This window comes from Pseudomonas sp. MPR-R2A5, assembly GCF_058793055.1.
In genome coordinates, this window is sequence record NZ_JBXAFK010000012.1 from 99050 (window position 1) to 118885 (window position 19836).

Annotated in this window: 15 protein-coding genes; 7 read left to right on the forward strand and 8 right to left on the reverse strand. The window is 61.5% G+C overall.

The genetic code is table 11. The features are described 5' to 3' along the window. Positions 1-150 precede the first annotated feature (150 nt). Positions 151-1716, forward strand: a complete 1566-nt coding sequence (locus AC1Q6I_RS11710; protein WP_146015771.1) for a hypothetical protein — start codon at positions 151-153, stop codon at positions 1714-1716. A 48-nt stretch (positions 1717-1764) separates the two neighbouring features. On the opposite strand, the gene AC1Q6I_RS11715 is transcribed toward AC1Q6I_RS11710, so the two are convergent. The 4 genes from AC1Q6I_RS11715 to AC1Q6I_RS11730 form a co-directional block, all read right to left on the reverse strand. Continuing rightward, on the reverse strand, positions 1765-2532 hold the full coding sequence (locus AC1Q6I_RS11715) for an SDR family oxidoreductase (protein WP_024075896.1): 768 nt from the start codon (positions 2530-2532) through the stop codon (positions 1765-1767). Between the two features lie 22 nt (positions 2533-2554). Beyond that, entirely contained in the window at positions 2555-3622 is a 1068-nt protein-coding gene (locus AC1Q6I_RS11720) for a phosphotransferase family protein (RefSeq protein WP_102624346.1), read from the reverse strand. 129 nt (positions 3623-3751) lie between these two features. Then, positions 3752-4705 (reverse strand): 2-hydroxyacid dehydrogenase, encoded by a 954-nt coding sequence (locus tag AC1Q6I_RS11725; protein WP_069076306.1) that lies wholly within the window; start codon positions 4703-4705, stop codon positions 3752-3754. Positions 4706-4897: 192 nt separating this feature from the next. After that, positions 4898-5422: a cysteine hydrolase family protein gene (locus AC1Q6I_RS11730; protein ID WP_102624345.1), complete on the reverse strand. Its 525-nt coding sequence runs from the start codon at positions 5420-5422 to the stop codon at positions 4898-4900. Positions 5423-5922: 500 nt separating this feature from the next. Between AC1Q6I_RS11730 and AC1Q6I_RS11735 the strand changes: the two genes are divergently transcribed. After that, entirely contained in the window at positions 5923-7200 is a 1278-nt protein-coding gene (locus tag AC1Q6I_RS11735; protein WP_024075893.1) for a serine/threonine transporter, read from the forward strand. A 143-nt stretch (positions 7201-7343) separates the two neighbouring features. Further along, a complete protein-coding gene (locus AC1Q6I_RS11740; protein WP_102624344.1) occupies positions 7344-8993 on the forward strand; it encodes a SulP family inorganic anion transporter in 1650 nt (549 codons plus the stop codon). Positions 8994-9118: 125 nt separating this feature from the next. Here AC1Q6I_RS11740 and acnB read toward each other — a convergent pair whose 3' ends face one another. After that, on the reverse strand, positions 9119-11728 hold the full coding sequence (acnB, locus tag AC1Q6I_RS11745; RefSeq protein ID WP_069076303.1) for a bifunctional aconitate hydratase 2/2-methylisocitrate dehydratase: 2610 nt from the start codon (positions 11726-11728) through the stop codon (positions 9119-9121). A gap of 396 nt (positions 11729-12124) precedes the next feature. Here acnB and AC1Q6I_RS11750 point away from each other — a divergent pair, with 396 nt between their 5' ends. Beyond that, on the forward strand, positions 12125-12595 hold the full coding sequence (locus AC1Q6I_RS11750) for a DUF1289 domain-containing protein (RefSeq protein WP_102624343.1): 471 nt from the start codon (positions 12125-12127) through the stop codon (positions 12593-12595). A 240-nt stretch (positions 12596-12835) separates the two neighbouring features. On the opposite strand, the gene AC1Q6I_RS11755 is transcribed toward AC1Q6I_RS11750, so the two are convergent. Next, on the reverse strand, positions 12836-13699 hold the full coding sequence (locus AC1Q6I_RS11755; protein WP_024075889.1) for a universal stress protein: 864 nt from the start codon (positions 13697-13699) through the stop codon (positions 12836-12838). A gap of 148 nt (positions 13700-13847) precedes the next feature. Here AC1Q6I_RS11755 and AC1Q6I_RS11760 point away from each other — a divergent pair, with 148 nt between their 5' ends. Continuing rightward, positions 13848-14450 (forward strand): MiaE family protein, encoded by a 603-nt coding sequence (locus AC1Q6I_RS11760; protein ID WP_024075888.1) that lies wholly within the window; start codon positions 13848-13850, stop codon positions 14448-14450. Here the strand turns inward: AC1Q6I_RS11760 and AC1Q6I_RS11765 are convergent. Beyond that, a complete protein-coding gene (locus AC1Q6I_RS11765; RefSeq protein WP_102624342.1) occupies positions 14406-15605 on the reverse strand; it encodes an MFS transporter in 1200 nt (399 codons plus the stop codon). The genes AC1Q6I_RS11760 and AC1Q6I_RS11765 overlap by 45 nt on opposite strands. A 156-nt stretch (positions 15606-15761) precedes the next feature. On the opposite strand from AC1Q6I_RS11765, the gene AC1Q6I_RS11770 reads away from it, so the two are divergent. Both AC1Q6I_RS11770 and AC1Q6I_RS11775 read left to right on the forward strand, forming a co-directional pair. Next, positions 15762-16469: a winged helix-turn-helix domain-containing protein gene (locus AC1Q6I_RS11770; RefSeq protein ID WP_069076301.1), complete on the forward strand. Its 708-nt coding sequence runs from the start codon at positions 15762-15764 to the stop codon at positions 16467-16469. After that, positions 16470-17747, forward strand: a complete 1278-nt coding sequence (locus AC1Q6I_RS11775) for an ATP-binding protein (protein ID WP_024075885.1) — start codon at positions 16470-16472, stop codon at positions 17745-17747. A gap of 208 nt (positions 17748-17955) precedes the next feature. Here the strand turns inward: AC1Q6I_RS11775 and AC1Q6I_RS11780 are convergent, their stop codons facing one another. Further along, entirely contained in the window at positions 17956-19779 is a 1824-nt protein-coding gene (locus tag AC1Q6I_RS11780; RefSeq protein WP_024075884.1) for a serine hydrolase domain-containing protein, read from the reverse strand. Between the last annotated feature and the right edge of the window lie 57 nt (positions 19780-19836).

Below are 19836 nucleotides of genomic sequence, written 5' to 3' on the forward strand. Positions count from 1 at the left end.
GCAATACCCGTGCGCAACAGGCCAGCCGCAGCTGTTCCGAGCGCGACTTATCAGCGCATTACCGATCTGCCGACGACCCCCGCCGTAACCCGAGACGCTATTTTTGCCCCCGACGGTGACCCCATACCCGCACCTGATCCAGCGACTGGATTGCGTGAATATGAATCGCGCAGTTACCTGAACCTGGATGACGGGACGACCGTTCTGGCGGTGCGTGATCCGCAGACCGGGGAATGGCGTGAAAGAGCGCCGGATTCACGCTTGCCACGAGGTCCTGCACTTCACCGGGTGCCGCAGACGAACACCTGGCGCAGTCATTCTGCGGCCAGTTCGTCTTCTTCTTCCCCGAGCCTCAGTCATAGCTCATCGGCATCGTCATTGAGCCACAGTGCTTCGTCTTCCTCGCTTACCGCCACACCGAGCCCTGTGAGCTTGTCGGCGACCCTGCGTATTGATCCGGTATGGAATCTGGGGCTCTACACGTTGCCGGTGAGTCCGGCCCCCGCCGACACCCTGACGTTCCCCGGCAAGAGAGCCTTCATGATCGGGGCTGAGCAATATTTTATGGATGCCAATTTTGGCAACCCATCAGGTGCTGTGCCGAATGCGCGACCCCATCTGTTTTCTGTGGGGGCGGGAGGCAATCTGGTAAGCGCCGGGCGTATCGAACTGGATGGCTTGTTCAGGTTAAACGACAACCGACATTATTTGCCGGTGGGCACAGGCTTTTGCACAGTGAACTTCGATAGCGCATGGCTGCGTTGGAAGGTGGTAGATGCAGGCGGTCATGGCAGGGCAGAGATTTTAATTGAAATGGGTGGCGCGCCCGATAGCTGGGTGCCGATGCTGGCTGTTGATCAACTCTCGGATCTTTTTCAATCGGTCCGGAATATCAAAGGTTATGCCGGGCATGTGGGGGCGGTCGATCTGAGGAATAGCAGTATCGACCAGTGGGTTTATCGCTATATGCAGGGCTACTTGCGTCAAATAGTCGGGTTTTGCGAGCCGGCTATCCGCAGTGCGCCAACGGCGCAAAAAGGGGCGCTGATCGATGCCTATATCTGGCGCAATGGTTACCCGTATGACTGTCTGGCTTCCATCTGCAGCGCCTTGGAAAACCGCCGCCCATTGCCTCCGGGGATGCCGATATTCGATGCGTTTCAAGGTTTGGGCACGGTCACGTGCTCAAAAGACGGTAACTTCAATGTGGCGCGTATCAGCCGAGCGATGCAACTGCATTATCCCGATAGACGACGGTCGTTGGTCGAAGAGAGCTTACTGAAGATATGGCAGGAAAAAGACGCTGCCCGGGACAATAGGCGCAAGGGCGAAGTGAATGAAGCGATGTATGAGGCCCGGTTGACGGAAGATGGCTATACGGTGCTTCCAGGCGGAACCTACGGAGGCGGGCAGAATGGCTTTGATCGGGTGTTTGAAGGCCCGGCAGGCGATATCTACATTCTGGAAGCCAAGCATGTCAGTTATACCCCTACCGGCGAGCTTGCCAGTGTCAGCCTGGGAGGGACGACAAGCTCACGTCAAATGACCGACAGTTGGGTGCGGCAAGTACTGGCGTTATCCCAACCCGATACGCTGGCGGCCAAGCGCGTTTCCGACGCGTTGAGGCGTGGCCAGTTATTCAAGTTATTAGGTGCGACGTCCAAGGATGGCAAACTTGTCATGTTCAAGATTGACATGAGCCCCGTGGACTTCTAGCCGTGCCGGTATGCCTGGGAGCAAGCGCCCTTGTTCCCAGGCATGTGTTCAGGACAGGAAGCCGCCATCCACATTCAGCGACACACCGGTGGTGTAGCTCGACGCATCGCTGGCCAGGTACAGCACGGCGCCGGCCATCTCGCTTGGGTCGGCCACGCGCTTGAGCGGGATCTGCGCCAGGGCCATTTTCAGGATGGCGTCGTTCTTCACCAGCGCCGAGGCGAACTTGGTATCGGTCAGGCCCGGTAGCAGGGCGTTGCAGCGAATGCCGAATTCGGCGCATTCCTTGGCGAACACCTTGGTCATGTTGATCACGGCGGCCTTGGTTACCGAGTAGATGCCCTGGAACACGCCCGGCGAAATGCCGTTGATCGAGGCCACGTTGATGATGCTGCCGCCGCCGTTCTCGCGCATCAGCTTGCCGGCTTCCACCGACATGAAGAAGTAGCCGCGAATGTTCACGTCAACGGTCTTCTGGAAGGCCCCGAGGTCGGTGTCCAGTACGTTGCAGAACTGCGGGTTGGTCGCGGCGTTGTTGACCAGGATGTCCAGGCGCCCGAACTGCTCGCGGATGCCGGCGAACACCTGGGTGATCTGCTCCATTTCGCCAATGTGGCAGGCGACTGCGGTGGCCTTGCCGCCGTCGGCGATGATCGCGTCCGCCACGTGCTGGCAGCCTTCGAGCTTGCGGCTGGACACAATCACATGGGCGCCTTGCTGGGCCAACAACTTGGCGATGGCTTCACCGATGCCACGGCTGGCGCCGGACACAAAAGCAATCTTGCCATCGAGGTCGAACAGGTGGGTCTTGGACATGGGGACTCCTTGTTATAGGCGATCAGAGCGCGGATTTGCCGATGACATTCAGGCTCATCTGCTCCAGCAGCGTGTTCATTTGGATGAATTGCGCAAAGCGTTTGTCCTGGGTCTGGCCGTGGAAAAAACGGTAGTAGATCTGCTGCACGATGCCGGCGAGGCGGAACAGGCCGTAGGTGTAGTAGAAGTCGAAGTTGTCGATCTCAAGGCCCGAGCGCTCGGCGTAGTAGTCGACAAACTGGCGACGGGTGAGCATGCCGGGGGCGTTACTCGGCTGGCGGCGCATCCGTTGCACGGGCGCCGGGTCGGCGGCTTCGATCCAGTAGGCGAGGGTGTTGCCCAGGTCCATCAACGGGTCGCCCAGGGTGGTCAGTTCCCAATCCAGCACGCCGATGATCTGCATCGGGTTGTGCGGGTCGAGGATCACGTTATCGAAGCGGTAGTCGTTGTGCACGATGCTGGAGGTCGGGTGGTCGGCCGGCATCTTGTCGTTAAGCCAGGCGCGCACGGCCTCCCAGCGCGGAGCGTCGGGGGTCAGGGCTTTTTCATAGCGGTCGCTCCAGCCACGAATCTGCCGCGCCACATAGCCTTCGGGCTTGCCCAGGTCGGCCAGGCCACAGGCGGCGTAGTCCACCTGGTGCAGCTCGACGAACTTGTCGATAAAGCTTTTGCACAAGGCTTCGGTCTTGGTCGCGTCCAGGCCCAGCTCGGCCGGCAGCTCAGAGCGCAGGATGATGCCGTTGACACGCTCCATCACGTAGAACTCGGCGCCGATCACCGACTCGTCGGTGCAATGCACGTAGGCCTTGGGGCAATACGGGAAGCCATCCTTGAGCTGGTTGAGAATGCGGTATTCACGGCCCATGTCGTGGGCGGACTTGGCCTTGTGGCCGAAGGGCGGGCGACGCAGGACGAATTCCTGGCCAGGGTATTCCAGCAGATAGGTCAGGTTGGACGCACCGCCGGGGAACTGACTGATGGTGGGCGTGCCGCTCAGGCCAGGGATGTGGGCCTTGAGGTAGGGATCGATCAGGCTGGCATCAAGTTCTTCGCCTGGGCGAATCTGGGTCGATTGGTCGTTCAGCGCCATGCTTATCCCTTCTGCTTATTCTAAAGGCCTTGGACTATTTCCTAATCTAATGCGCACAGCCGCCCAACGACAAGGTCGGGGCGGCTTAATAGGTTAGCGTGTTGGATGATGATCAGCGTGCCTGATCGGTCATTTATTGGGCGGCGGCAAGGTCACTGGCGTCAGTACCGGTCGGCCGGCGAAGAATTCCACCAGGTTGTCAGCCACCCGCTGCACGGTGTCGTGGGCCGCTTCCGGCGACAGGCCGGCCACGTGGGAGGTCAGCACGGTATTGCCGAGGCGCTTGAGGGCATCCGGGACCTTGGGTTCATCGTCGAAGACGTCCAGTGCCGCGCCGCCGATACGGCGCTGTTCAAGGGCGGCAATCAGATCGGCGGTCACCACCACACTGCCACGCCCGACATTGACCAGGTAGCCGTTGGGGCCCAGCGCATCCAAGGCGATGCGATCGATCAGATGGCGAGTTCCGGCGCCACCGGGTGTGGCCAGGATCAGGAAGTCCGAGGTGCGCGCCAGTTCCACCGCGCTGGCGCAGTAGGTGTAGTCCACGTCATCGCGCGGCTGGCGATTGTGGTAACTCACCTGCATGTCGAACCCCAGGGCGGCACGCTTGGCGATCTCCAGGCCCACGGCGCCGAGCCCGAGAATGCCCAGTTGCTTGCCGCCCAGGGAAGGGCGCATCACCTTGGGCCATTCACTGCGCCGCACCGCCGCGTCCGTCTGCGGAATGCCGCGCACCAGCGACAGCAGCAAGGCCATGGCGTGGTCGGCCACCGACGGTGCGTTCACCCCGGCACCGTTGGTGACCACAATCCCGCGGTTGCTCGCCGCCTGCAGGTCCACGTGTTCGTAGCCGGCGCCGATCACGCAAATGATCTCCAGCAACGGCAGCGCGGCGATTTCCTCGGCATACAGCCCCAGCGGGCCACGGGTCAGCACGGCCTTGATCTGCCCGCCGTGGGTCTTGATGGCCTGGGCGCGTTCGGCGGGCGTCGGTGCCAGGATCACATGAAAGTCGTTGCTCTCGATGATTTGCAGGTATTCGTTGATGGTTTCAACCAGAACCAGAACAGTGGTGGTCATCGGAAGGCTCTTCCTGAAGGGTTTGAGGGCATGAGTATGCGGGATTTGCAGGACGGCGCGTTTTGTCTGGATGGAAAAATTACTGTAGGCGCGAGCTTGTTCGCGAAAAACCTGGTGGGAGGGGCCGTCAGGTTTCGCGTGATAGCGTTTACGATTGTCGCAAGCAAGCTCGCTCCTATAGGGTTTGTATTGTCAGAACGCTATCTCGATCGCTCTCACCCGTTTTACAAATGCCCCCGCCAACGTTGCATTGTGATGCTCGATGATTTCCTGGGCCGACAGTGTCGGGGTGTCCATGCAGGTATGTCCGTCTTCGGGCAGTAGCACCGAGAACCCCAGTTCTGCCGCCACCCGGCAGGTGGTGTCGATACAGAACTGGGTTTTCATCCCCACGATCACCAGTTGATTGACCTGTGCAGCGTGCAGTTGCTGCGCCAGGTCCGTGCCCAGGAAGCAACTGGGGCGGGTTTTATTGAACAGGTGGTCGCGCGCTTCATCGACATCCAGCGCGGGCCATACCTGCCAAGGCGGGCTGCCCGCTTCGATGGGGGAGCCCGCAGGGCCGGTGTGGCGGGCCACGAAGATCGGAGCGCCGGCATTGCGGGCGGCTTGGATCAGGTGGTTGATGGTGCCCAGTACGCGTTCGCGCTCGAAGGGTTTGTCCGGGCCATCGTACAAGCCGGTTTGCATATCGATGATCAGTAGGGCGTCAGTCATTGTAGTGCTCCTGGTGGTGGCCGGAGGACGGAGCAATAAAAAGGCCCCGTCCATTGCTGGCGGGGCCTTGGGTTGATTCTGTGTGTGGCTAGTTCAAGCACCCACGGCAACCGCACGACCCGCCTTGAGCGGTCGTGGTGGTGGTACGGGTGAGGCATTGCTGAGTCAGGTTCATGCCCCGATCATGCTGGGATGGACGTGGGGCTGTCAACGGGCAGTCATTGCGTGCGCCAGGCTGCTGCCGTGCGACGCTCATTCACAAGACAGGTATGTGGCCCCAATAGAATTGTGCACGGCCGGATTATCCTGCGTCACGCCAGAGCCCTTTAAAACCGCCGCCTGTAGCCGCCCCTGCGCGTCTGCGTCGCATAACCGTTCCTCAGCTAAGTCTTTGCTTCTTCAGGAGAATCCCGGACAATCGCGCCCCTGTTATGGCTGGGGCGCTGCCTGTCAGGTTTTTCTGACTCGTCCCGGCTGTGGAAATGCGGAGATCCGACCGGATGAATGATCAGGCCAATAGCGTCGACGAACGCTATGCAACGACACCTGCAACCCTCACAAACTGGAGCCACCAGGACACCACTTGGATGCTCGGTCTGTTCGGCACCGCCATTGGCGCCGGCACCTTGTTCTTGCCGATCAACGCGGGCCTGGGGGGCTTCTGGCCGCTGGTGATCCTGGCGCTGCTGGCCTTCCCGATGACGTTCTTTGCCCACCGTGGCCTGACCCGTTTCGTCTTGTCCGGCCGCGAAGGCTCCGACATTACCGATGTGGTCGAAGAGCACTTCGGCGTCAAGGCCGGTGCCCTGATCACCTTGCTGTACTTCTTCGCAATTTTCCCGATCCTGCTGATCTACAGCGTGGCGTTGACCAACACCGTCAGCAGTTTCATGGAGCACCAGTTGCACATCATGCCGCCGCCCCGGGCGATCCTGGCATTCGTGCTGATCCTCGGCCTGCTGGCAGTGGTTCGCTGCGGTGAGCAGGTGATCGTCAAGGCCATGAGCCTGATGGTGTATCCGTTTATCGTCGCCTTGCTGTTCCTGGCGGTGTACCTGATCCCCCATTGGACCGGCGGCATTCTCAGCACGGCAAGCGTGGTCCCGGCACCGTCGGCTTTGCTCAATACCCTGTGGCTGGCGATTCCGGTGATGGTGTTCTCGTTCAACCACTCGCCGATCATCTCGGCCTTTGCGGTGGACCAGAAGCGCCAGTACGGCGCCCATGCCGATGAGCGCAGCTCGCAGATCCTGTCCCGTGCGCACCTGTTGATGGTGGTGATGGTGCTGTTTTTCGTGTTCAGCTGCGTGCTGACCCTGTCGCCGGCACAGCTGGCTGAAGCGAAGGCACAAAACCTGTCGATCCTGTCGTACCTGGCCAACCACTTCGACAACCCGACCATCGCCTTCGCGGCGCCGTTGATTGCGTTCGTGGCGATTGCCAAGTCGTTCCTGGGCCACTACATCGGTGCCAGCGAAGGCTTGAAAGGCCTGGTGGTCAAGAGCGGCCGCCGCCCTGCAGCCAAGACCCTGGACCGCATGACCGCCGCCTTCATGCTGGTGGTGTGCTGGATGGTGGCCACGCTCAACCCCAGCATCCTCGGCATGATCGAGACCCTGGGGGGGCCGATCATTGCGTCGATCCTGTTCCTGATGCCGATGTATGCGATCCGCAAGGTGCCGGCCATGGCCAAGTACCGTGGGCAGGCGTCCAACGTATTCGTCACGGCCGTCGGCCTGGTGGCGATTACCGCGCTGATTTACTCGCTGCTGTCCTGACACCCGGCTGTACCCCACAAGGTCGATTCGCGCACACCGCGAATCGGCTTTTTTTTGCGCGTGCAAAACCTGACGGGGCTCAACCACGACACGCCAATGAGCGCTAAGCTGGAGCACGTTTTTGCCAGGAGGAGTGGGGCCGCTTGAAAACTGCAACCGAGACGCCCGTTGTCATACCGCCGAATCGCACCCAGGACATTCTCGCCGGCTTATCCATTGCCGGTTTGCTGCTGCCGGAAGCGGTGGCCTATTCCAGCATTGCCGCACTGCCACCCCAGGCCGGGGTGATTGCCTTGTTTGCCGGGCTGGTGTGCTACGGCCTGTTTGGCAGCAGCCGCTTTGCGATTGTCTCGGCCACCTCATCGTCGGCGGCGGTGCTGGCGGCGGCCACGGCCAGCCTGGCCGGTGACGACCCGGCGCTGAGGCTTTCCCTGGCCTTTGGGCTGGTGCTGATCATTGGGGTATTTTTTCTCCTGGCCGGGCTGTTCAAGCTCGGCGGCGTCACCTCGTTCATCGCCAAGCCGGTGTTGCGCGGCTTTGCCTTCGGCCTGGCGTTGACCATCATCCTCAAGCAAGTGGCCAATGTGGTGGGCGTCCATCTCACCGATAACAACCTGATCCGCTTCCTGCCGCAACTGCTCGAACAGTTGCCACGCTGGAACTGGCCCGCCGCGCTGGTGGCGGCGGCGGCGTTGCTGGTGTTGCGGCTGTGCGCACGCTTGCCACGGGTGCCCGGTGGCCTGGTGGTCGTGGTGCTGGGCATCGTGGCCGGGCAGTTACTGGGCCTGCAGGCCCAGGGCGTGGCGCTGATCGGCATGATCGACCTGCGCCTGGAACTCGGGCATTTGCCGGTACTGCCGTTTGCCGACTGGTTGCGCCTGGGCGAACTGGCATTTGCCTTGGTGATGATTTTGTACGCAGAGTCCTACGGCTCCATCAGTTCATTCGCCCTCAAGCATGGCGACCGAGTGTCATCCAACCGTGATTTGCTGGCGCTGGGGGCGGCCAACCTGGTGTCGGGGTTGTTCCACGGCATGCCGGCGGGGGCCGGGTATTCGGCGACATCGGCCAATGAGGCGGCCGGCGCCTATTCACGGTTCGCGGGGATCGTTGCGGCGCTGGTGATATTGGTGATCGTGCTGACGGTGCTGCCGTATGTGGCGCTGACGCCGGAGCCGGTGCTCGCGGCGGTAGTCATCTATGCCTTGGGGCGTGGTTTGAGTCTGCAGCCCCTGGGGCGCTATTTCCTGTGGCGACGCGATCGCTTGCTGGTGGTCTGCGCGGTGACGGCAGTGCTGGTGTTGGGTGTGCTGGATGGCTTGTTGCTCGCCGTGGCGATCAGCGTGATGTTGATGTTGCGCCAGATGTCCTCAGCGGACATCCAGGTGCTCGGGCGCCTGGGTGACAGTCATGATTTTGTCGATCGCCAGCACCATGCCGATGCTGTGGAAGTGCCAGGCGTGCTGATCGTGCGGCCCAGTGAAGCGCTGTTTTTCGCGAACGCCGAGCGCATCCTGGGGGCGGCCTTGCGCCTGATGCGCCAGGCACCCGTTCAGGCGGTGGTACTGAGCCTGGAAGAGTCGCCCGACCTCGATGGCACCAGTATCGAAGCGCTGGCGGTGTTTTTTGCCCAGGTGCGGGGGGAGGGCAAGCGCCTGGTGCTGGCCCGTGTGCGGCATGATGCCCGCGAGGTGTTGCAGGTACTGCCTGAAGCGTTGGCGCCGCATGTACTGCTCAGCGGCTTGAGTGTCGACGACGCGGTGCAGTTGGCGCGTGAGGCGAGCAACGCGTGACGCAGGCATGGTGTGGGAGGGCTTGCGCGTAGTGTGGGAGGGGGCGAGCCCCCTCCCACAGTATTCCAGGCACAAAAAAACGCCGCGTACCTTGCGATACGCGGCGTCCTTTACATCAACACACCTTAGGCTTGAATCACCGGGATGTTGGCGCTTGCTGCGATTTTGCGGAACTCGGCGATCTGGTCGAAGTTCAGGTAGCGGTAGACGTCACTGGCCATGGTGTCCAGTTTCGCTGCGTAGCCCATGTACTCTTCGACGGTCGGCAGGCGACCGAGGGTGGAGGCCACTGCCGCCAGCTCAGCCGACGCCAGGTAGACGTTCGCGCCATCACCCAGACGGTTCGGGAAGTTGCGGGTGGAGGTCGATACGACGGTCGAGTTCGGCTCTACACGTGCCTGGTTACCCATGCACAGCGAGCAGCCCGGCATTTCCATGCGCGCGCCAGCCTTGCCGTAGATGCCGTAGTAGCCTTCTTCGGTCAGCTGGTGAGCGTCCATCTTGGTCGGCGGCGACAGCCACAGACGAGTTGGCAGCTGACCCTTGACCTGCTCCAGCAGCTTACCGGCAGCACGGAAGTGACCGATGTTGGTCATGCACGAACCGATGAACACTTCGTCGATCTTCTCGCCGGCAACGCTGGACAACAGACGGGCGTCGTCCGGGTCGTTCGGTGCGCAGAGGATCGGCTCGTTGATTTCGGCCAGGTCGATCTCGATGACTTCGGCGTATTCCGCGTCGGCATCGGCTTCCATCAGTTCCGGGTTGGCAACCCAGGCTTCCATCGCTTGGGCGCGACGTTCCAGGGTGCGTGCGTCGCCGTAGCCTTCACCGATCATCCAGCGCAGCAGGGTGATGTTGGAGTTCAGGTACTCGGTGACGGATTCTTTCGACAGCTTGATGGTGCAACCGGCAGCCGAACGTTCGGCCGAGGCGTCGGACAGCTCGAAAGCCTGCTCCAGCGTCAGGTCGTTCAGGCCTTCGATTTCCAGGATGCGGCCGGAGAAGGCGTTTTTCTTGCCTTTCTTCTCTACGGTCAGCAGGCCAGCCTGGATCGCGTAGTAAGGAATGGCATGAACCAGGTCACGCAGGGTGATGCCAGGTTTCATTTTGCCTTTGAAGCGCACCAGGATCGATTCCGGCATGTCCAGTGGCATAACGCCAGTGGCTGCGGCGAACGCGACCAGACCGGAACCGGCCGGGAACGAGATGCCCATCGGGAAACGGGTGTGGGAGTCACCACCGGTGCCGACGGTATCCGGCAGCAGCATGCGGTTCAGCCAGCTGTGGATGATGCCGTCGCCTGGACGCAGCGATACACCGCCACGGGTCATGATGAAGTCAGGCAGGGTGTGGTGGGTGGTCACGTCGATCGGCTTTGGATAAGCCGCGGTGTGGCAGAAGGACTGCATCACCAGGTCGGTCGAGAAGCCCAGGCACGCCAGGTCTTTCAGTTCGTCACGGGTCATCGGACCGGTGGTGTCCTGGGAACCCACGGTGGTCATCTTCGGTTCGCAGTAAGTCCCTGGGCGAACGCCTTTGCCTTCCGGCAGGCCGCACGCCTTGCCGACCATTTTCTGGGCCAGGGTGAAACCCTTGCCAGTGTCGACCGGTGCTTCAGGCAGCTTGAACAGGTCGGTAGGGCCCAGACCCAGCTCGGCGCGAGCCTTGTCGGTCAGGCCACGGCCGATGATCAGCGGGATACGGCCGCCGGCGCGAACTTCGTCCAACAGGACCGGGGTCTTCATTTCGAAGGTGGTCAGGACTTCGTCGGTGCCGTGTTTGCAGACTTTGCCAGCATGCGGGTACAGGTCGATCACGTCGCCCATGTTCATGTTGGTGACGTCGAATTCGATCGGCAGTGCGCCGGCATCTTCCATGGTGTTGTAGAAGATTGGAGCGATCTTGCTGCCGAAGCAGAAGCCGCCGGCGCGCTTGTTCGGCACGTAAGGAACGTCGTCGCCGAAGAACCACAGTACCGAGTTGGTCGCGGATTTACGCGAAGAACCGGTACCGACCACGTCACCGACGTAGGCGATCGGGAAGCCTTGGCCGCGCATTTCTTCGATCTGCTTCATCGGGCCGGTCTTGCCTTGTTCGTCCGGCACAATGCCTTCGCGCGCCATTTTCAGCATGGCCAGGGCGTGCAGCGGGATATCAGGGCGGGACCAGGCGTCCGGGGCAGGGGACAGGTCGTCGGTGTTGGTTTCGCCGGTGACCTTGAATACGCGCAGGCTGATCTTGTCGGCCAGGGTCGGGCGGTTCTTGAACCACTCGCCGTCGGCCCAGGACTGGATCACGGCTTTGGCGTGTTCGTTGCCGTTGCGGGCTTTCTCGGCCACGTCGTGGAACGCATCGAACATCAGCAGGGTGTGCTTGAGTTGGGCGGCGGCGACAGGTGCCAGCTCGGCGTCGTCCAGCAGCTCGACCAACGTCACGATGTTGTAGCCGCCTTGCATGGTGCCGAGCAGTTCAACAGCGCGTTTCTTGTCGATCAGGGGAGAAGTGGCTTCGCCCTTGGCCAGGGCAGACAGGAAACCGGCCTTGACGTAGGCAGCTTCGTCAACGCCTGGTGGAATGCGGTTGGTGATCAGGTCAACGAGGAGTTCTTCTTCGCCAGCCGGAGGATTCTTCAGCAGCTCGACCAGGCCTGCGGTTTGTTCGGCGTTAAGCGGCTGGGGAACGATACCCAGTGCTGCACGCTCTTCGATATGTTTGCGGTAGGCTTCAAGCACAGTTATTACCCTCATCAGTGGTCCCACGGGACGCTCATCCAGAAATGAACGGCACGCATGCGCTCGGGGGCTTTTTGGGCCGCAAAGCCAGCGCTGCCGGCATTCCTCACAGAAGCTGCTTTCAAAGTTTTACGCCTGCAGAACGGAGCTGATGAGGGTTGGCGCTGGGACTACCTACCGGGTAATCACCATCGCCAACACCGTTCTGAAGGAACGACTGTGCTCGTGACGCTTTGAAAACAGCTTCCAGCGGATTGTTTGGCGCCTTACAAGGCCGGATGATTCTACGGCAAAAAATTTCTAAAGGTAAGTTGCCTGACTAAGTTTGCTGGGTGATCAACCTTAGACAAAGGGCTAACATGGCGCACTGTTTCGCTGATTTGTGTGTTGCCACCCATGTCCAATCAAACCATCAAGACCCCCTGCGTAGGCCTGTGCTCAACGGTTTACGGCGATCTCGTGTGCCGCGGCTGCAAGCGCTTCCACCACGAAGTGATCCAATGGAATGGGTATAACGAAGAGCAAAAACGCGCGGTATGGCTAAGGCTTGAGCAGCTGCTGGTACAGGTGATGGCCGGCAAGCTGGAGGTTTTCGACCCCAAGACCCTGCGTGGGCAACTGGAGCAACGCAAGATTCGCTTTGTGCCGCACCAGTCCGAGTACTGCTGGGCGTACCAGTTGATTGCCCGTGGGGCGCGGGTGATCAACAACCTGGAGGCTTATGGCATGGTGGTGCTGCCGGAGTTTCGCGACTGGGCGCTCCCAGAGCTGCGCGATGCCATCGACCGTGAGTTCTTCATCCTGTCCGAGGCGCACTACCAGCGCTATATCGCGCCGGCGTTCCTGAGGGATGCGTTCGCCGACTGACAACACAAATCCAAATGTGGGAGGGGGCTTGCCCTAATGCCATTCAGTTAAGCGTACATCGCCTTCTGTAGGAGCGAGCTTGCTCGCGAAAAACGTCAACGATAACGCGTGTTTCCTGAATGAACGCGGCGCCTGTAAGTTCTTCGCGAGCAAGCTCGCTCCTACAAAAAAGCCTTAACTGAACGGCATTAGGGCTTGCCCCCTCCCACATTGGATCTCGGTTGCCTTCGAGGATCAGCGTCAGGCCGTGGTTGCGAGTTCTTCCAGCTGATCCATCAACGCCTGCGGCTTGAGCACCAGCACGTCACTCTCCAGCGCATCCAGCACCACTTCGGCGGTGTTGCCGATCAGCGCTCCGGAAATCCCGGTGCGTGCGACAGTGCCGATGATCGTCACCGCGGCCTGGAGCGCGTGCGCCGTATGCGGGATCAGCACATCTGCCGGGCCTTCCTTGATATGAAGGTGCGCGTCATCCACGTCGAATTCGGCCTGGAACGCCTGGCATTGCTCGCGATAGCGCGCCTCGATGGTTTCCTTGAGCTGGAAGGTCGGATCCGCCGCCGACAGCATGGGCGACGGATGGGCGCTGATCACATGCAGTTGGGCCTTGGCCAGGCTGGCGATATCAAAACCGTGGTCAATGATCGAGTGGTGCAGTGCGCGGTGTTCGACATCGCTGTTGCCCACGTCGATGGCCGCGAGGATTACGCCGTCGGCCCACGGCGTCGAGGTCTTGACCAGTAGGACCGGCGTCGGGCAATAGCGCAGCAGCTTCCAGTCCGCGGGCGTCAGCAGGGCCTTTTTCAACGGGCTGTCGGGATAGTGCTGCTTGATCACCAGCCCACAGCCTTCGGCCTGCTGCACGTCGATGATGGTTTTGTGCAGGCTGTCATTCCAGGCTTGCTCGGTGGTGACGCTATAGCCGTCACCCTGCAAACCGGTCTTGAGCAGGCTCAAGAGCGCCGAATGCTCGTGTTTCCTGTCGCAGACCAGCAAGTGCAGGTGCGCGTCGGTGACCCCGGCGATCAGCTTGGCGCGCTTGAGGGCCAGGCTTTCCGAATGCTCGGGCTCGATGACCACCAGGATGCTGCGGATAGCTTGCATGGTCGGGATCTCCAGAAAAGGGGCGTTAGACAACTATAGTTGCTGCTCGCCAGCCGTCATGTTGATGCACATCAAGGCCAGTGGCTGGTGGTCTGCGGCGTGGTCGGTATAATCGGCGCCCTTTTGTGACCCTTTGCCCGTGAGCCCGATGAACCTGCCCGAAATCCACGAATTCCTCGGTTGCCCCACCCCCGACGCCTGGGTGCAGGCCGCGCTGGCCGATCAGGACACCCTGCTGATCGACCACAAGAACTGCGAATTCAAGGCCGCCAGCACTGCCCTGAGCCTGATCGCCAAGTACCACGGCCATGTGGACCTGATCAACATGATGTCGCGCCTGGCCCGGGAAGAGCTGGTGCACCACGAGCAAGTGATGCGCCTGATGAAGAAGCGCAAGGTCGAGTTGCGCCAGTTGCATGCTGGGCGTTACGCCTCCGGGTTGCGCAAGGTTGTGCGTAGCCATGAACCGGTCAAGCTGGTGGATACCCTGGTGGTCGGCGCGTTTATCGAGGCGCGCAGTTGCGAGCGTTTCGAAGCCCTGGTACCGCATCTGGACGAGGAACTCGGCAAGTTTTACTTCGGCTTGCTCAAGAGCGAAGCGCGGCACTACCAGGGTTACCTGAAGCTGGCCTACCAGTATGGCGACGCCAAGGACATCGCCCAGGTGATCGAGCGGGTGCGGGCGGCCGAGCAGGCACTGATCGAGTCACCCGACGTCGAGTTCCGCTTTCACAGTGGCGTGCCAGCCTGAGGCCACGGCGATGCCGATCAGCGCGGTGATCCCGGTCAACAGCAGGATCACCGTTTGCGTGCCCCAGGGCGCCGCCAGCAACGCGATCAGCAAGCCCGCCAGCGGTTGGGCCAGGTTGTTGAGCAGGGTGAGCACGCCCACCGTCTTGCCAAAGTCCTGCACTGGTATCACGCGTTGGCGGGTGCTGCGCAGGTACACGTTGAACATTTTGTCGAAACCGGTGATCAGCAAGAAGCCCACGGCGTAGGTCATGAGCCCGGGGCTGAGCGCGGTGATCAGCGCCCCGAGTGCAATCATCGAATACGACAACCCACCCAGTACCTTCAACGGCAGGCTGCAGCGCGCCAGGTAAAACAGAATCGCGATGGTCACCACGGCCCCCGCGGCTTGCAGCAACGCATAGGCATCCTTGTCGGCGGCAAAGTGCCCCGTGACCATTGCCGCCGAAGTCGCCAGCGTCACACCGATGATCAGGTTGACGCCGACCGCCAGGGTGATGATCCGCTTCAATTGCGTCAGGTTGCGGATATGCCGGAAGGCAATGCGCAGCGGTTGCAGCCAGATATCCTGGTGTTGCTCGAAGGTTTCCAGGTGCACCCGGCTATGGCGTTGCCAGATCAGCATCGCCAGGTCTGCCAGGACAAACAGCCCGGCAACCCCCAGTACCACCCAATGCCAGGCCCACACTTGCAGCATCAGCGCCGCGACCAAGGGGCCCAGCACCAGGCCGCTCTGGTCGGCAATCTGCGAATAGGACAACGTCTTGGTATAGCTGTACTGCCTGAAGATGTGCGGCATCAGCACTTCCCGCGCCATGATGCCCTGGGTGGTCAACACCCCGCACAGCGCCGACAGCAGCACAATCCAGTAAATGCCGTCGAACACCCCGTACAGCGCCACCGCGACCACACAGGCCAGTGCTCGGTAGACCTGGCTGATATGCAGGATGCGGACTGGCGAGAACTTGTCGCACAATGCCCCGCACACCGGGAACGCCAGGTAGCGCGGTAGCGACTCGAGAAAAAATGCCAGGCCCGCCCAGCTCACGCTGTTGGTGGTCTGGAACACGATGAGCGGCACGATAAACAGCAGAATCTGGTCCGCCAGCCGTGACAGGAACAGCGAAACGAAGAACGCCAGGTAATCCTTGCGCATACAACTCCCTGTGAATGGCGTTAAAGATTGCAGGCTATTTGTTAAAAACTCTTAAAAGCATGAAGCTTGGTCACCCGCTACGGGCCAAGCGCTGCTGTCGGGCAGCTTGCCACCTATAATGCCCGCACTTCAATCGGCGTCGCATATTGAGAACGTATGGAAAACCTGGGTCTGGGCAAGGTCCTGCTCGTTGAGGACGATGAGAAGCTGGCAGGGCTGATCGCGCATTTTCTGGCGCAGCATGGCTTTGAGGTGCGGGTGGTGCACCGGGGCGATTTGGCCTTGGCGGTGTTTCTCGACTTCAAGCCCAAGATTGTCGTGCTCGACCTGATGCTGCCCGGCCAGAGCGGCCTGCATGTGTGTCGCGAGATTCGCACGGTGTCCGACACGCCCATCGTGATCCTCACCGCCAAGGAAGATGACCTGGACCATATCCTGGGCCTGGAATCCGGCGCCGACGATTACGTGATCAAGCCGATCAAGCCGCCGGTGCTGCTCGCACGCCTGCGTGCCCTGCAACGTCGCCAGTCACCGGAGCCAACGGTGCGCGGCGCCGTGGAGTTCGGCCGACTGTCGATTGACCGCAGTTGCCGGGTAGTCAGCCTGGGGGAGGAGCAGATCGACCTCACCACCATGGAATTCGAATTGCTGTGGTTGCTGGCCAGCAACGCCGGCAAGATCCTGTCCCGCGATGACATCCTCAACCGCATGCGCGGCATTGCCTTCGATGGCCTGAACCGCAGCGTCGACGTGTACATCAGCAAACTGCGCGGCAAACTCAATGACAACCCGCGTGAGCCGGTGTGCATCAAGACCATCTGGGGCAAGGGTTATCTGTTCAATCCATTTGCGTGGGAGGTCTAGATGCTGCGCCTGTTTCTGCGCCTGTATGTGATTCTGGCCCTGGGCCTGGCGGGGGCTATCTGGCTGGTCAACTACACCTTCGATGAGCTGATGCCCGAAGCCAACGAAACCTATAACCGCGAAGCCGTGCGGGGTCCGGCGTATGGACTGGTAGAGCAATTGCGTCCTCTGCAAGGGGACGCGCGCCAGGCCCGGCTGGCCGAGTTGCAGCCCCATTACGGGCTGCGCCTGAAGCTGGTGCAGAAGGATACCCAGGCCCTGACCGAGCGTGAACAGGCGCTTTTGGACAAGGGGCAGCTGGTGGTGCGCGGCGACTTCATGGAGTTTCTCGCGACCATCGACGGTAGCTCGCAATTGCTGGAAATCAAGTTGCCGGAAGAGCCCAAGTGGCTGTACCTGTGGGCCTATGGTTTCCTCGGAGTGTGCCTGGCCATCGTGCTGTACTTCTGGGTTCGACCCCATTGGCGCGACCTGGAACATATCCGCCTGGCCGCGCAGCGCTTCGGTGACAACGACCTCGGTTCGCGCATCCTGCTGCCGCGCCGCTCCACCGTGCGCGAGCTGGCCGGGCACTTCAACCAGATGGCCGAACGCATCGAAAGCCTGATCGCCAACCAGCGCGAACTGACCAACGCAGTCTCCCATGAGTTGCGCACGCCGATTGCGCGCCTGTCGTTCGAGCTCGACCAACTCCGGCAACAGGCCGACCCGCGCCAGAGCCGCGCGCTGATCACGGACATGTACGCCGACTTGGGCGAACTGGAAGAAATGGTCTCCGAGCTGCTGACCTACGCCAGCCTCGAGCGCGGCGCCACCCAGGTCACCCGGGAAAATATCGAAGCCCACAGCTGGCTCGACAGCGTGATTGGCAGCGTCGCCCTGGAGGCCGAGGCGGAAGGTGTGCACCTGTCACTGCGCACCTGTGAAGTCGACATTATCCAGATCGAGCCACGTTTTATGGCGCGCGCGGTGATCAACCTGCTGCGCAACGCCATCCGTTACGCCGACCGCCGCGTGGAAGTGTCACTGGTCAAGTTCGGCAGTGGCTACGAAGTGCGGGTCTGCGACGACGGCCCTGGCGTGCCCGAGGAGGGCCGGGCAAAAATCTTCCAGCCGTTCATGCGCCTCGACGCCAGCCGTGACCGCCGCACCGGCGGCTTCGGCCTGGGCCTGGCGCTTGTGCAGCGGGTATCGCAGTGGCACGGCGGCCAGGTGCAAGTGCTGGATTCGGAGTGGGGCGGGGCGTCGTTTCGGATGACGTGGGCGTACGCCGAATAAGCCTCCTGCGGGTCATCCTGTGGCGAGCGGGCTTGTTGTGGCGAACGGGCTTGTTGTGGCGAGCGGGCTTGCCCCGCGTTGGGCTGCGAAGCAGCCCCAAAACCAGGCACCGCGGTGTGTCAGTTAAAAACACATCGCTTGTAATGGGGCCGCTTCGCGCCCCAACGCGGGGCAAGCCCGCTCGCCACAGTACAGTGTTCCTCCAGGGTTAAAAAATCAGCGGTTTGTGCGGCGATTGTGTGCGTTTGAAGGCGTAGCCCGAAGCGCTGAGGCCGTTGACCTGGCGGCTGACGGTGTCGCCCAGGCCATAGCCGTTGCCGGCCAATACGGCATGGGCGTTGTCCACGGGCAGCAGGATGTAATCGGTCAGCGGCTCGTCGTGCAGTTGCCCGCGGATTACCAAGAAGCCGTCCTCCAGGCGCACGCTGACGCCGCTCAGCGGCGCGTCAGGCTCATGGGTGTTGAGTACCTGGTAGGTGCCGATGGTGTCGGCCCAGGCCAGGGGCAGGGTTGGCGGGTCGATGCGCTCACCCAGGGCAATGCGCTGGCCGTGGCTGCGCGCAGTCAGCATTTGCCGGCCCTGTACGGTGACGACGTCGAGTTGCACACGCCCCAGTTCGCCGAGATCCTCGAGCCAGAAACCGAGGAACTTTTTCTGCGCGCGCAGCCAGCCGTCCTCATCGCGCAGCAAGTCAAAGGTATACCCCGACAGCTCACCGGACAGGCGCGAGTGCTCGTCCCGGATGCGGAACACGCCCCAGGCCGTGGCGTAAAACCCAGCCAGGCGCTTGCGGTCGACGGCTGCCGGCACCTGGCGCAACTTGAGCCCATGGGTGGGGGCCGCGCAGTTATCGGCGCACACAGGGCGGCCTGTCTGCGCCTGGAGCATCAGGCGCAGGGCGTCGTTGGACAGCGCGACCACCATGTCTTCGGCGTTGCTGTCGTTGGCCATGATGATGACCGCCAGTTGCGGGTCCGGCAGCAGGGTCAATTGCGCGGCAAAATCGTCGCCACCGCCACTGTGCTGGTAGGTGCGTACACCGGGGGCGACCGGCTCGTCGCCACAGGGGGCGAGAAACCACCCGAGGCCGATCTGGCAGTCGAAGTCCAGGGCGTTCCCGGTGTTTTGCTGGGTGAACATCTGTTCGATGGAGGCACTGCCCACTACGCGATGGTCCCGGTAGATACCCTGGGCAAACAGCATCTGCACGTAGTGGCTCAGGTCCTTGGGGCTGGTCCATAAACCGGCGGCGGCGAGGTCACGCACCTGGGCGTCAGTGCTGGCGCTGCCGTCCTGATAACCCAGGGCGCGGTAGCCCAGTTGGGTGCCGGTGCCGACAAAACTCGACTGGCTCATTCGCAACGGCTTGAGCAGGCTGGTTTGCAGCTGGGTTTCGAAGTCCTTGCCGGTGCTGCGCTCAATCGCAGCGCCGACCAGCGCATAACCGAGATTGGAATAGGCCACCTGGGATCCTGGCGGGCTGCTCAGCCACACCCCCGAGACACGCATTGGCATCTGGCTCATGGCGAAGGAACTGCGCAGGTCTCGCAGGTGCTCGCTGGGTAAGCCCGATTGATGACTGAGCAGGCGGCGCAGGGTGATATCGCGGTCGGCGGCGGCCTGGTCGCTATGAAAGCGCGAGCGCACATAGAACTCGCGCAGGGTGTGCTGGATCGGTGCATCAAGCTCCAGCCGTTGCTGTTCTACCAATTGCAGGGCCGCGGTGGCGGTGAGCAATTTGGAAATGGCCCCTGCGCGAAATGCCGTGTTGGGGGTTACCGGCACGCCACGGGCTTTGTCCGCCAGGCCGAAGCCATGGGCCCAGATCAGTTCCTGGCCATTGACCAGCGCGATGGACAGCCCCGGCACATTTTCCCGGGCCATTTCCCGTGGAATGCGCGCTTGCAGATAACGGATGATCGCACTGTAGTCACCCTTGGCAATCGGCGGCGGGGCAGAGGGTTGGCCATGGCAACCGATACTGCCCAACAGGCAACCCAGCAACGGAATACCGCGCAATGTGCGAAACATGAAGAGCACCCGGATGGTTGTTTGGATGCTCGAATGCTAGGGGAGGGCCGTCCAACA